At 65.3% G+C, this 12,959-nt stretch carries 13 protein-coding genes and 1 pseudogene; 10 read left to right on the top strand and 4 right to left on the bottom strand.

Annotated features, from left to right (window positions below; translation table 11 throughout):
• Window positions 1-37: 37 nt before the first annotated feature.
• Window positions 38-1,057 (top strand): LacI family DNA-binding transcriptional regulator, encoded by a 1,020-nt coding sequence (locus tag AC1DYL_RS09655; protein WP_477172968.1) that lies wholly within the window; start codon window positions 38-40, stop codon window positions 1,055-1,057.
• Here AC1DYL_RS09655 and AC1DYL_RS09650 read toward each other — a convergent pair.
• Window positions 1,054-1,497 carry a MarR family winged helix-turn-helix transcriptional regulator gene (locus AC1DYL_RS09650; protein ID WP_477172967.1) on the bottom strand — a complete coding sequence of 148 codons (444 nt, stop codon included), beginning with the start codon at window positions 1,495-1,497 and terminating at the stop codon, window positions 1,054-1,056. The two genes, AC1DYL_RS09655 and AC1DYL_RS09650, sit on opposite strands and share 4 nt — an antisense overlap.
• 85 nt (window positions 1,498-1,582) lie before the next feature.
• Between AC1DYL_RS09650 and AC1DYL_RS09645 the strand changes: the two genes are divergently transcribed.
• The 3 genes from AC1DYL_RS09645 to AC1DYL_RS09635 all read left to right on the top strand — a co-directional run bounded on the left by AC1DYL_RS09645 (window position 1,583) and on the right by AC1DYL_RS09635 (window position 3,371).
• Window positions 1,583-1,903 carry a hypothetical protein gene (locus AC1DYL_RS09645; RefSeq protein WP_477172966.1) on the top strand — a complete coding sequence of 107 codons (321 nt, stop codon included), beginning with the start codon at window positions 1,583-1,585 and terminating at the stop codon, window positions 1,901-1,903.
• A 100-nt stretch (window positions 1,904-2,003) separates the two neighbouring features.
• The gene (locus AC1DYL_RS09640; RefSeq protein ID WP_477172965.1) at window positions 2,004-2,294 is read left to right on the top strand and encodes a 4a-hydroxytetrahydrobiopterin dehydratase; all 291 of its coding nucleotides are present in this window, start codon (window positions 2,004-2,006) and stop codon (window positions 2,292-2,294) included.
• A gap of 69 nt (window positions 2,295-2,363) precedes the next feature.
• Entirely contained in the window at window positions 2,364-3,371 is a 1,008-nt protein-coding gene (locus AC1DYL_RS09635; protein WP_477172964.1) for a zinc-dependent alcohol dehydrogenase family protein, read from the top strand.
• 66 nt (window positions 3,372-3,437) lie between these two features.
• Here AC1DYL_RS09635 and AC1DYL_RS09630 read toward each other — a convergent pair whose 3' ends face one another.
• Complete coding sequence (locus AC1DYL_RS09630) at window positions 3,438-3,914, bottom strand: hypothetical protein (protein WP_477172963.1); 477 nt, start codon at window positions 3,912-3,914, stop codon at window positions 3,438-3,440.
• A 265-nt stretch (window positions 3,915-4,179) separates the two neighbouring features.
• Here AC1DYL_RS09630 and AC1DYL_RS09625 point away from each other — a divergent pair.
• The 6 genes and pseudogenes from AC1DYL_RS09625 to AC1DYL_RS09600 all read left to right on the top strand — a co-directional run.
• Window positions 4,180-6,009 (top strand): annotated as a pseudogene (locus tag AC1DYL_RS09625) (cation:proton antiporter domain-containing protein); the annotation flags it as partial.
• 507 nt (window positions 6,010-6,516) lie between these two features.
• Window positions 6,517-6,945: an RrF2 family transcriptional regulator gene (locus AC1DYL_RS09620; protein ID WP_477172962.1), complete on the top strand. Its 429-nt coding sequence runs from the start codon at window positions 6,517-6,519 to the stop codon at window positions 6,943-6,945.
• 298 nt (window positions 6,946-7,243) lie between these two features.
• Window positions 7,244-8,275, top strand: coding sequence for a sulfate ABC transporter substrate-binding protein (locus AC1DYL_RS09615; RefSeq protein WP_477156157.1), 1,032 nt, complete (start codon window positions 7,244-7,246; stop codon window positions 8,273-8,275).
• Window positions 8,276-8,279: 4 nt separating this feature from the next.
• The gene (locus AC1DYL_RS09610; protein WP_477172961.1) at window positions 8,280-9,233 is read left to right on the top strand and encodes a sulfate ABC transporter permease subunit CysT; all 954 of its coding nucleotides are present in this window, start codon (window positions 8,280-8,282) and stop codon (window positions 9,231-9,233) included.
• Window positions 9,226-10,119, top strand: coding sequence for a sulfate ABC transporter permease subunit CysW (gene cysW / locus AC1DYL_RS09605; protein WP_477156159.1), 894 nt, complete (start codon window positions 9,226-9,228; stop codon window positions 10,117-10,119). The genes AC1DYL_RS09610 and cysW overlap by 8 nt, the downstream gene beginning before the upstream one ends.
• Before the next feature lie 7 nt (window positions 10,120-10,126).
• Complete coding sequence (locus AC1DYL_RS09600) at window positions 10,127-11,179, top strand: sulfate/molybdate ABC transporter ATP-binding protein (RefSeq protein WP_477172960.1); 1,053 nt, start codon at window positions 10,127-10,129, stop codon at window positions 11,177-11,179.
• A 158-nt stretch (window positions 11,180-11,337) separates the two neighbouring features.
• On the opposite strand, the gene AC1DYL_RS09595 is transcribed toward AC1DYL_RS09600, so the two are convergent.
• Window positions 11,338-12,264, bottom strand: coding sequence for a DMT family transporter (locus AC1DYL_RS09595; RefSeq protein ID WP_477172959.1), 927 nt, complete (start codon window positions 12,262-12,264; stop codon window positions 11,338-11,340).
• A gap of 198 nt (window positions 12,265-12,462) precedes the next feature.
• On the bottom strand, window positions 12,463-12,822 hold the full coding sequence (locus AC1DYL_RS09590; protein ID WP_477148504.1) for a winged helix-turn-helix transcriptional regulator: 360 nt from the start codon (window positions 12,820-12,822) through the stop codon (window positions 12,463-12,465).
• Window positions 12,823-12,959 lie beyond the last annotated feature (137 nt).

Genomic DNA, 12,959 nt, shown 5'->3' with positions numbered 1-12,959 from the left:
GCTGCGGCGCACGCGGGATAAGGGGTCGGCTCGTCGCATGGGCAAGTCCATCGTTCGACTGAAGGACATCGCCGACAAGACCGGGTTCTCGACCAACACCGTGTCGCTGGCCTTGCGCGAAAGCCCGCGCATCCCCGAGCCGACGCGGCTGCTGATCCGCAACGCCGCTGCCGAGCTCAACTACCTGCCCAACCAGATCGCCAAGTCGTTGGTCAGCCGCGAGACCAAGACCATCGGCCTGGTGCTGACCGACATCAACAACCCGACGCTGACCCACACCGCGCAGGCGATCGAGAAGGCGTTGGCCGCGCGCGGCTACGGCACGTTGTTCGCCACGTCGAACAACAATCTCAATGACGAGATGCGGGCGATCGAGCTGGTCCGCGCCCGCCAGGTCGACGGCATCCTGATCTACCCGACGACGCACCGAAAGCTCGACCACCTGCGCGTGCTACGTCGCGCCAACTATCCGATCGTGCTGCTGGTGGGAGATCCCGATGCCGGGATCGATGCGGTGTGCATGGACGAGCGGCGCGGCGCCTACAAGGCGACGCGGCACCTGATCGATATCGGCCACACCGAGATCGGCATCATCGACAGCGCCGATCCCAACGGCAACCTCGAAAAGCGCGAGGGCTACCGGCAGGCGATGGAGGAGGCGGGCATCCGCCCCAAGCCGGAGTTCCACATCGACCCCTTGGGCAACTCGGTAGAGCGCGGCTATTGGGCGGTGGATACGCTGATGACCAACGCCAAGCGCCCGACGGCGGTCTTTGCCTCCAACGATTCCCTTGCCATCGGGGTGCTGCGCTGGTGCCTCAAGCACGGGCTGAAAGTGCCCGAAGACCTGGCCATCGTCGGCATGGATAATATCGAATACGCCGAATACGCCTCGGTGCCGCTCTCGAGCGTCAACTACGCCGTCGAGACCGTCACCCGCATGGCGGTCGAGCGGCTGATGCGCCTGATCGCCGCCGGCGATGAACTGCCGGAGCCGCGGGTGACGCAGATCGACCCGGACCTCGTGGTGCGGGAATCGACGCAGCCGGAGCGCTAATCGGCCAGCTTCGCCAGCGCCGCTTCCAGCGCTGCGAACGCCTCCGGCCCCAGCTTCTCGCGGTATTGCGCCTCGATCAGCCGCTTCACCCGGTTACGTTCGGCAAAGTCCCGCAGCCCCAGTTCGGTGAGCACGATGCGCTTGGCGCGGCCGTCATTGGGGTCCGGGGCCCGGCCGACCACCCCTTGCGCCTCCAACTGGTCGACCAGCTGCTGCACCGCCTGCTTGGTCAGCCCCATGCGCTCGGTCAGCAGCGCCTGCGAGATGCCCGAAGGTCCCAGGTGCGCCAGCACTTCGCCCGCGGCGCTCTGGTGCCAGGGATAGCCGCGCGCCGCCAGCTCCGCCCGCATCCGGTTGCGCCAGTCATGCGCCGCCCGCCACAGGGCAACGCCGATGTGGTTGATGCTCTTCAGATCATTATCGTCAAGGGGCTTGACCACATTCGTTTCCGCGGATAGATCGTCAAGCCGCTTGACTAGCACGGCGCGCCGCCGATCGCCAGCAGGCCCAGGAAAGGATGCACAGATGATCGTAAGGGATCGCAACACGCTGAGCGCGCTGCTGGTCGGCAGCACGCATTATATCGGGATGGGGCCGGGCAAGGAGGCGGCGGTCTACTATCGCACCGCCGATGAAGCCCATATGGGACTGCCAGACGGGACCCGGCGCAGCGGCACCTGGCGGCTCACCGATACAGGCTACCATGTCGACTGGACCGATGGTCCGAGCGCCGACTGGCAGATCGATGTCGAGCCGGGCCGCATTGCCTATGTCGGTTCCGGTGGCGAAGAGCGCGGGCTGGTCTCGCGCATCGTGCCGGGCGATGCGGCGGGGCTCGCGGCGTGACCCGATCCGGCGCCTTCCACGGAGGGCGCCGGATCGCTTGCCACGGATCGGGCGTTATGCGGCCGCAGTCTTGCGACTCATACACCCGAGGAAATTGATAATGGTCGATAAGCTTGAGCCTGCCGCCCGCGAAGCCGCCCTTCAGAAGCTCAATGGCTGGATTTACGACCCGACGACCGACGCCATCAGCCACGATTTCAAGTTCAAGACTTTCTCCGAGGCCTTCTCGTTCATGACCCGCGTGGCGCTGGCCGCCGAGAAGATGGACCATCACCCGGAATGGTCGAACGTCTACAACAAGGTGCGGATCACGCTCACCACGCACTCGGCGGGCGGGCTGACGGAAAAGGACATGAAGCTCGCCGAAAAGGTCGACCGGCTGATGATCTGATGGCGCCCGCGTCCACCCCTTGCATCTCCGTGGGCTTGCCGCATGATGGCGCGAGAGCGGAGGTATGAGATGCGGGCAGCGCGGCTCCATGCAGCAGGTCAGATGATCGTCGAGGACCTGCCGAGGCCCGTGCCAGGGCCGCATGACCTGCTGGTGAAGGTCGAGGCCTGCGGCATCTGCGGCTCGGATCGGCACATGTACCGCGGTGAGTTTCCCACCGCCAAACCGGTGACGCTGGGCCATGAGTTCTCCGGCCTCGTCGAGGAGGCGGGAGCCGAAGTCGAGGGCTTCCGCATCGGCACGCGGATCACCGGCGATCCGAACATCGCCTGCGGCGCGTGCGACGATTGCCTCGGCGGGCGCCCCAACCTCTGCCACGAGCTGAGCGCCATCGGGGTGCACCGTGATGGTGGCTTCGCCGAGTATGTACTGGTGCCGCAGAGCCAGGCGGTGGCGCTGCCGCCGAGCCTCGATCCGCTGCACGGCGCATTCTGCGAGCCGGTGTCGTGCTGTCTCCACGCCATTGACGTGGCCCGCATCCCGTCCGGTGGCTCCGTCGTAATCCTCGGCGGTGGGGTGATCGGGCTGCTGATGGTCGAGCTCGCGCTGCTCGCCGGAGCCGGCACGGTGGTGCTCTCCACCCGGCAGGCACCGCGGCGGGCGCTGGCGCTGGAACTGGGCGCACATCATGTGGTCGATGCCGGGGCCGATCCGGTGGCGGCGGTCGCGGCGATCCTGCCGCGAGGTGCCGATGTGGTGCTCGAATGCGCCGGGGTGGGCGAGACATTCGTACAGTCGATCGCCATGGCGAGGCGCGGCGGCACGGCGGTGTTTTTCGGCGTGGTGCCCGAGGGCGAGAAGGTGGCCGTGGCGCCGTTCGAGCTCCTGACCAAGGAATTGCGGCTCGAGAGCGCCTGGCTCAATCCGCTGACCCATCCCCGCGCCGCCGAACTGATCGCGCAGGGGGCATTGTCGGTCGACCGGCTGATCACCCGTACCGTCAGGCTCGACGAGGTGCCTGCGGCCATCGGCGAGGCGCCACGGTTCGGCGAGATCAAGCTGATAATGGTGGGGTGAGTAGGGACGGCGCGGAGGCGATGGGCGGATATCCGGCCACCCCACCTCATCATCCTTTGAACGAGCCTAAGGACAACGCCAGTCGACCAAGGGTGGAGCGCTTTCAACGACTGCCCAAGCTTCGAGCATGTAATACGGTCCGTCGTGGATGCGTGCTACTTGCGAGTAGAACGACTCGTAAAGCTCAAGATTGGCAGGTGCAGGCCGGTTGACGAAGAACTCCGGCCGCAACGGATAAGAGCGCGGGTCAATCGGATTGTCCTGCTGGGCGTAGCTGGCTTTAATAGATGCTTCCTCCCCCGCAGCATACGAACGGGCTTCGAATACAACGAAGTCGCAATTGTCTCCGTTCGAGACCTTATCAATGCCTTGACGCAGCAGGATACGTTCGGTGCCAGGCGGGTGGCGCACGCGGTCGTATTGAAGCCCCCAATTTACCGCTTTCACTTCGTTGATCCCTATTGGGAGCGCAACGCAGAAGGCCAGTGGGGCCAAAATCACTGCTGAGAGAATGGCGGCTAGTGTCGTACCAGCGCGGGTCATTCTGGCTCCAACGTCGTTGCGCCGGGAAATCTAGTGCCCCGTCCGATCGGTGTCGAGACACCCCCCACGCCATCACCTCGGGTGTCTGGGCTGGCATCTCAGGCCGCATCCGCGACGAAAGTCGGCCCCCAATCTCCGGCACACCCATGATTTTGCCGCAGTTTTCCCGGCCTCATTGGCTTGCGGAGGGGGGCGCGATGGCCCATCTTCGCTCTCTCACTCACTTCAACCAGTTTCAGGGTAATTCCCGCCGGAGGTTCCGCTTATGCCGCACAGTACACCCCTGATCTCGACGATCGTTGTGGGTCTGGTGCTGGCATTCATCCTCGGCGCAATCGCCAACCGCTTCCGCATGCCGCCGCTGGTGGGCTACCTCGTGGCCGGCGTGCTGGTTGGGCCGTTTACCCCCGGTTTCGTCGCCGACGCCTCGCTCGCCAACGAGCTGAGCGAGATCGGCGTGATCCTCCTGATGTTTGGCGTCGGGCTGCATTTCTCGCTGAAGGACCTGCTGTCGGTACGGGCCATTGCCATCCCTGGCGCCATCGTGCAGATCGGCGGCGCCACCATCATGGGGCTTGGCCTCGCGATGCTGCTCGGCTGGGGGCTGGGTGCCGGGCTGATCTTCGGCCTGGCGCTGTCGGTTGCCTCCACCGTCGTGCTGCTCAAGGCGCTGCAGGACCGGCACATGGTCGACAGCGAGAAGGGCCGCATCGCGGTCGGCTGGCTGATCGTCGAAGATCTCGCCATGGTGCTGGCGCTGGTGCTGATCCCGGCCATTGCCAGCCTCAACGGCGTGGAAGCTGCGACACTGCACGATCCGTTCGTCGATTTCGTCGAGCGCATCTTCAATACCGAGCTCGGCATTGTCGGCATCCTGGCGGTGACGGTGGTCAAGCTTGCGGCATTTGTCGGCTTCATGCTGGTGGTCGGCCGCCGGGTGATCCCGTCCATCCTCCATTACACCGCGCATACCGGCAGCCGCGAACTGTTCCGGCTTGCCGTGCTGGCCATCGCGCTCGGCGTTGCGGCCGGCGCGGCCTATCTCTTCGGCGTGTCACTGGCGCTGGGCGCCTTCTTTGCCGGCATGATTCTCAGCGAAAGCGAGCTATCGCATCGCGCGGCGCAGGAAAGCCTGCCGCTGCGAGACGCCTTCGCGGTGCTGTTCTTCGTCGCTGTCGGCATGCTGTTCGACCCGACGATCCTGCTGCGCGATCCGCTGCCGGTGCTGGCGACGGTGCTGATCATCATCTTCGGCAAGTCGATCCTCGCCTTCCTCATCGTCGTGGCGTTCCGCCGTCCGGTGGGCACGGCGCTCACCATTTCGGCGAGCCTCGCGCAGATCGGCGAGTTCTCGTTCATCCTCGCGGCGCTCGGCGTCGGGCTGGGCATCCTGCCGCCCGAAGGACGTGACCTGGTGCTCGCCGGTTCCATCATCTCGATCATCCTCAACCCGGTGATCTTCGTCGTGCTTGACCTGCTGCGGCCGGCGCTGGAGCACCGCTTCGGCCGGCCGGCCGAGGCACTGGGCGGGGCTGCCGCCGAGCGTACCGAGCCGGACCTCGTGACTGCGGCGCCGCGGACGGCTGCCGCCGAGGCACCGACCGAGACAGAGCCGACGGAAGTGCCGACGGCGCAGACGGGCCATGTCATCATCGTGGGCTTCGGCCGCGTCGGCTCCGTGGTCGGCGAGGCACTGCTCGAAGCGAAGACGCCGTTCCTCGTGGTCGAGGACGCAGAGGGCAGGGCCAATGCGGCCCGCGCGCTCGGCATCGAAGTGGTGGTCGGCAACGCCGCCGCCTCGAAGGTGCTCACGCTCGCCAATGTCGCCGGCGCCACTACGGTGGTGATCGCCATCCCCAATGCGTTCGAGGCCGGGCAGGCGGTGGAGCAAGCGCGCAAGCAGAACCCCAAGCTGCTGATCGTGGCGCGGGCGCATTCGGACGAGGAAGAGACGCACCTGAAGACGCTCGGCGCCGATGTGGTGATCCTCGGCGAACGCGAGATCGGCCTCGGCATGGTCGATGTGATCAACCGCGACAGCAAGGCCGTGGCGGAGATAACCGCCTCCGATGCCGTCGAGTCGGTGCTGGCGCCGCTGGCTGCCGCCGGCCTGACGACGAAGCTGCCGTCGGATCCGAACCTCCTCGCCGAGGCGATAGAGGCGGCGCAGGCCGAAGCTCAGCACCCGGATGCCGGGCCGGCGGAGCCGCCGGCCGTGGTGCCGGCTTATGGCGAAGAGCCTGATGCCGAACCTGAACTGTCGGCTGAGATTGAAGCGCCGGCCGAACCGGATGAGGAAGCGGTCGAGCCCGAGGACATCGCCGAACTCGAGGCTCTGGATGGCGCGGCAGTCGCAGCTGTCGAGTCTGCAGTTGAGACAGAGCCGGCCATGCCCGCAGCGGTCGACGACGCGCCGGTCGTGCCGGTGGTGCGCCCGAACCGGCCTGCGACGACCCCCGGCGTGCCGTTCAATCCCGAGGTGCCACCGCCGGTCGCCGAAGAGGAGAAGGCTTGAGCCTTCCGGGCAATGGTTTGTTCACGCCGGACTCGGTATATCCTAGCGTGGCGGTCGAGTTAGCGGCCGCATCGGACAAAGCCCGCGATGATTTCGCAAAAGGCAAAATACGCGCTGCGGGCGCTGGTGGCACTGTGCAAAGTGCCCGCCGGCGAGTCGGTGATGATCTCGGAGATCTCGCGCGGCCAGGCGATCCCCAAGAAGTTCCTCGAGCAGATCCTGCTCGAGCTGAAGCGCGCCGGCATCGTCATGAGCCGCCGCGGCCGGCTCGGCGGCTACGTGCTGCTGCGGGCGCCCGAGCAGGTGACGTTCGGTGAGGTGCTGCGACTGATCGATGGGCCGATCGCGCCGCTGCCGTGCCTCTCGAAGATCGCCTATCGCAAATGCGTCGACTGCGCCGAGGAAGCGAGCTGCGAAATCCGCCACGTCTTCGCCCGGGTGACGATCGCCACCCGCGAAGTGCTCGACCAAACGACGCTGGCCGACGCGGTGGCTGCGAAAGACGAGCTGGTTTAGCGCTAGGGTCCCCTCGATCACCGGCCGGTTGGTGGGCGATGGTGGCGTGGCGACTCCTGCAACCCGCTGCCAGCCCTGAGCGTTTACACCCAACCCGCGGCTGAACGCGGTTTCACTCTCGCGCAAAGCCATGCTCATCCACAGGGGTGAATTCGAGGTTTGCGCAATGGCGATGCTGCTGCTAGCCTTCCCAGAGAAAGCTATTCCGCTTCGCTGTGCCACCGCAACCTGCGGCTTTCTTGAGAATGCCGACTAACCAGGTAGAGTTACGGTAGTTAATCTTCACCAGGAGGACATGATGAAGAGAACGGCCCAGATTCTCGCGCTTGGCGGCCTTGCCGTAGCGCTCGCCTTCACCGGCGCGGTCACGGCTCGCGCCGCGGATCAGACCCTGCTCAACGTTTCGTATGACCCGACGCGCGAGCTGTACGAGCAGTTCAACGAGGCGTTCGCCAAGCATTGGAAAGAGACCAACGGCGGCAACGTCACCATCGAGCAGAGCCATGGCGGTTCGGGCAAGCAGGCCCAGGCGGTGATCGACGGCCTCGCGGCCGATGTCGTCACCCTGGCGCTCGAAGGCGATATCAACGCCATCGTCAAGAAGTCCGGGCTGATCGACGAGAACTGGCGTGCCGAGTTCCCGAACAACTCGACGCCCTACACCTCGACCATCGTGTTCCTCGTGCGCAAGGGCAACCCCAAGGCGATCGCCGACTGGGGTGACCTGATCAAGGACGGGGTCGAAGTGATCACGCCGAACCCCAAGACCTCGGGTGGTGCGCGCTGGAACTACCTCGCGGCCTGGGCCTACGCCAACAAGACCTTCGGCGGCGACGAAGCCAAGGACGCCGATTTCATCAAGCAGCTCTACAGCCACGTGCCGGTGCTCGATACCGGCGCCCGCGGCTCGACCGTGACCTTCGCGCAGAAGGAACTGGGCGACGTGCTGCTGGCCTGGGAGAACGAGGCCTACCTCGTGCAGGACGAATTCGGCGCCGACAATTTTGACATCGTCTATCCGCCGACCTCGATCCTCGCCGAGCCGCCGGTCGCCATCGTCGACAAGAACGTCGAAGCCCATGGCACCGCCGATCTCGCCAAGGCCTACATCGAATATCTCTACTCGCCCGAGGGCCAGACGCTGGCGGCCAAGAACCACTATCGCCCGTCCGACCCGTCGATCGTTACCGACCAGGCGCTCGTCGCGGCCTTCCCAAAGATCGATCTGATCTCTATTGATGATCCGCTTTTTGGCGGCTGGAAGACGGCGCAGCCCAAGCATTTCGGGGACGGGGGCATCTTTGACCAGGTCTACACCCCTGCGCAGTAATGCAGTGGCAGGGGCGCCTCGCGGCGCCGCCGGAAATTCATCCCACCCCGCGCGAGCGGGGTGGAGTTTTGTAAAGCCCAGCGTCATCCCGGGTTTCGGGCTGACCTTCGGGTACACCATCCTCTATCTCAGCCTCATCGTGCTGATCCCGATCGCCGGGCTGTTCCTCAAGGCGGCAACCACCCCGCTCGAGCAGATCATCAAGATCGCCACCTCGCCGCGCACCCTCAAGGCGCTCGAAGTGAGCTTCGGCTCGTCGCTGGTCGCGGCGCTGGTCAACGTGGTGTTCGGCATCATCGTCGCCTGGGTGCTGGTGCGCTACAAGTTCCCCGGCCGCCGGCTGCTCGATGCCATCGTCGACCTGCCGTTCGCCCTGCCGACGGCAGTGGCGGGCATTGCGCTCTCGTCCCTCTACGCGCCCAAGGGCTGGATCGGCTCACTGTTCTCGGACAAGGGCCCGCTTTGGCAGTGGTGGCACGGCCAGACCTGGATGCCGTTAGGGCTCAGCGAATTCTCGCTCAACTGGAAGATCGCCTATACCCCCACAGGTATCGTCATCGCGCTGATCTTCATCGGCCTGCCATTCGTGGTGCGCACGGTGCAGCCGGTGCTGGAAGAGTTCGAGCAGGAGCTCGAGGAAGCTGCGGCGACGCTCGGCGCCAATCGTTGGCAGACCATCACCGCGGTGATCCTGCCGCGGCTCACACCGGCACTGCTCACCGGCTTCGCGCTGGCCTTCGCCCGCGCCGTCGGCGAATACGGCTCGGTGATCTTCATCGCCGGCAACCTCCCCAATATCTCGGAGATCGCGCCGGTGCTGATCGTCATCAAGCTCGAAGAATTCGACCAGGCGGGTGCGGCTGTCATCGCCGGCATCATGCTGATCATCGCCTTCGTCATGCTGCTGGTCATCAACCTGATCCAGGCCTGGGCCCGGCGGAGGTTCGGCAATGTTTGAGCCAGATGTCGTATACGACAGCCGGCGGGTCATCCTGCCGGAAGAGCACACCCGCCCGACGACCGAGCGGCCATGGGTGCGCTACACGCTGATCGGCATCGCGGTGGCGTTCATGGCGTTCGTCCTGGTGTTGCCGCTGGTGCTGGTATTCGTCGAGGCGTTCCGCAAAGGCGCCGAGACCTATTTCGAGGCGTTCTCGGATCGCAACTCGCAGACCGCGATCATGCTGACGCTGATCGTCGCGGCCATCGCCGTGCCGCTCAACCTGGTGTTCGGCATCGCTGCCGCCTGGTGCGTCGCCAAGTACGAGTTCTGGGGCAAGAGCTTCCTCACTACGCTGATCGACCTGCCGTTTTCGGTATCCCCCGTGGTTTCGGGCATGGTCTACGTGCTGCTGTTCGGGGCGCAGAGCGCGCTCCATCCGCTGCTCAAGGCCTACAATATCGAGATCATCTTTGCGGTGCCGGGCATCGTGCTCGCGACGATCTTCGTCACCTTCCCGTTCATCGCCCGCGAACTGATCCCGCTGATGCAGGACCAGGGCAATACCGACGAGGAGGCGGCGCTGTCGCTCGGCGCCACCGGCTGGCAGACGTTCCGCCGGGTGACGCTGCCCAACATCAAGTGGGGCCTGCTCTACGGCGTGCTGCTCTGCAACGCCCGCGCCATGGGCGAGTTCGGTGCGGTGTCCGTCGTCTCGGGTCACATCCGCGGCAAGACGACAACGATGCCGCTCGACATCGAAATCCTCTACAACGAGTACAATTTCACCGCGGCCTTCGCCATCGCATCGCTGCTGGCGATGCTGGCGCTGGTGACGCTGGTGTTCAAAACCATCCTCGAGTACCGCTTCGGCGACGAACTCGCAGGCACACGCCGACACTGAAAGGCCCATGAGTTTGGATATTCGCGTCGACACCGTCCGCAAGGAATTCTCGCACTACCCGGCGCTCAACGACGTGTCGCTCGAGGTGAAATCGAGTGAGCTGATCGCGCTGCTCGGCCCCTCCGGCTCGGGCAAGACCACGCTGTTGCGGCTGATCGCCGGGCTCGAGATGCCGACCGCCGGCCGCATCTTCTTCGGCGACGAGGACGCATCGTCAAAGACCGTACAGCAGCGCAATGTCGGCTTCGTGTTCCAGGCCTACGCGCTGTTCCGCAACATGACGGTGCTCGACAACATCTCGTTCGGGCTGAAAGTGCGGCCGCGCGCGACCCGCCCACCCAGGGCGGAAATCCGGCGTCGAGCCATGGAACTGCTCGACCTGGTGCAGTTGAGCGGGCTCGAGAAGCGCTTCCCGCAGCAGCTGTCGGGCGGCCAGCGGCAGCGCGTGGCGCTCGCCCGGGCGCTCGCCATCGAACCGCGCGTGCTGCTGCTCGACGAGCCGTTCGGTGCGCTCGATGCGCAAGTCCGCAAGGAGCTGCGCAAGTGGCTCCGCGAAATCCACGATCGCACCGGGCACACCACCGTGTTCGTCACCCATGACCAGGAAGAGGCTCTGGAACTCGCCGACCGGCTGGTGGTGATGAGCCAGGGCAAGATCGAGCAGGTCGGCACGCCCGACGAGGTCTACGACCGGCCGAACTCGCCCTTCGTCTTCTCGTTCATCGGCGAATCGAGCTCGATCCCCGTAGCGGTCGAGAACCATGAGCTGTGGGTTGGTGGTCGCGCCATCGGCCTGCCGGCGCCGGCCGACGCACCGGGCGAGGCGAAGCTGTTCTTCCGCCCACACGATGTGGAACTGGTCGAGGACGGAGTGGGTGCGGCGTTGGCCGGCGTCGTCGTCGCCTCGCGCCGGGTTGGCGGCACGCGCCGCGTCGAACTCGAAATCGGCGGCCTGCCCGAGCGGGTCGAAATCGACCTGCCGTTCGATCACCCGGCGGGGGAACGGACGCGCATCGCGTTCAGGCCTAAGCGCTGGCGGGTGTTTCCGGCGACGGTCTGACGGCTTCTACTTTAGGGCGGTGCTTATCGACCCCCACCCCCGTCCCTCCCCCTCAATAGGGGGAGGGAGACGCTAGCTGAGTAGTCAGTGTTCTGGTCTCCCTCCCCATTCTTAGGGGGAGGGGACAGGGGAGGGGTCGGCACGCACCAGCGTCCGAACTATCGCCACGCACGCCCCGTCGCCGTCACCAGCCAGATCCCCACGCTCACCAGCACCAGCGCCGCCAGGTTCTTCCATTCGAGGATCGATTCCCCGAGGAAGAGGCCCGACAGCAGCACGCCGAAGATCGGGATAGCGCAGTTGAAGATGGCCACGGCGCCAACCGGGTTGTGCTTCATCAATACGCTCCACAGCGCGAAAGCAGCAGCGGAGAGGGCCGCCAGGTAGACGAGCAGCAGGCTCGCCTCCCAGCCAAAACCGGTGAAATGGCCGCCCCCTGCAAAGCCCGCAGCGGTCAGCATCAGCCCGCCGAGCAGCAACTGCCAGCCGGTCATCGTCGCCGGCTCCATATCGGCGCTGAGGCGCTTGCCGTAGATGGCGCCCAGCGAGAACATCAACGCGGCTATGATGATGAAGCCTTCGCCGAGCAGCGTCAGGTGCAGGTCGAACCCGGCCGCAGACAGGTTCACCGTGACGACACCGGCAAAACCGATAAGGCAGCCGAGAATGCGCCGGCCGGTCAGCTTGTCGTTCTTGTAGAGCCAGTGGGCCAGCAGCACAGAGAAGAAGGTGCTGGTCGAGGTGATGATCGAGACCTTGGTGCCGGTCGTGTGGGCGAGGCCGACATAGTAGAACAGGTATTGCGCGGCCGTCAGGATCAGACCCAGCAGCGCCAGTTCGCTCAGTCGCCGCGGCGATGGCAGCAGCGGCTTCCTGCTGGCGGCCGTGTAGGCCAGCAGCAGCAACCCAGCGAGGCTGAAACGAAGTCCCGCGAAGAGCAGCAGCGACGGGGTGTCGGCGGGCATGATGCCGAGCAGCCCATAGCCGATCTTCACGGCGGGCACGGCGCTGCCCCACAGCAGGCAGCACAGCAGCGCTATGGCGACGACGACGCGGCGGTCGGAAAAGATCGAGGGGGCGGACACGCCACGCTTGTGGTGGATTTGGCGGAACAGGGCAAGGACAACCGATAGAGACGGCCCCCTCCCCTGCCTCCCCCATGAAGGGGGAGGTGAAGAAACGAGGCCGTGGCACCGGCGCTGCCTAGAACTGGATGCGGCACCCCTTCCTTCATGGGGGAGGATGGGAGGGGGCCGTCTGCTTCAGTCAGTTGGCTGCGGCACTCACGCTGCCTTGGCAAACTCCGCCCGGGCTTCCCTGATCGCGGGGTGATGCGTGAACGCCCAATCCACCAGTGCGCTCAACGGCACCAGGAAGCTCCTTCCCATGGGCGAGAGCCGATACTCGACGCTCGGAGGCGTGGTCGGAAACACCTCGCGCTCGATCAGCCCATCGGCCTGCAGGTCGCGCAGCGTCTGGGTCAGCATGCGCTGCGAAATGTCGCCGATGGCGCGCTTCAGCTCGCCGAACCGATAGGGCCGTTCGGCCAACTGGGTGACGATCAGCACGCTCCACTTGTCGGCCAACTGGTCGAGCACATTGCGCACCGGGCACTGCGACGGATCCGGGAAGTCTCCCTTCATCTGCTCGAAGTGCGGGGCAAGATCGGTAGGAGAGAGGGCGGGCATCAGGTGGTTCCTTCGAGGTAACCAGGGGCGGCAAAACTGCCGTCTTGTGCGGTTCAGGGTAGTTCCTAATATATACGTAGTCTCAAAAAGAG

The organism is Devosia sp. P1_H9, from assembly GCF_056405135.1.
The sequence above is the reverse complement of the archived record's forward strand: the minus strand, read 5'-3'. Positions and strand labels throughout refer to the sequence as shown.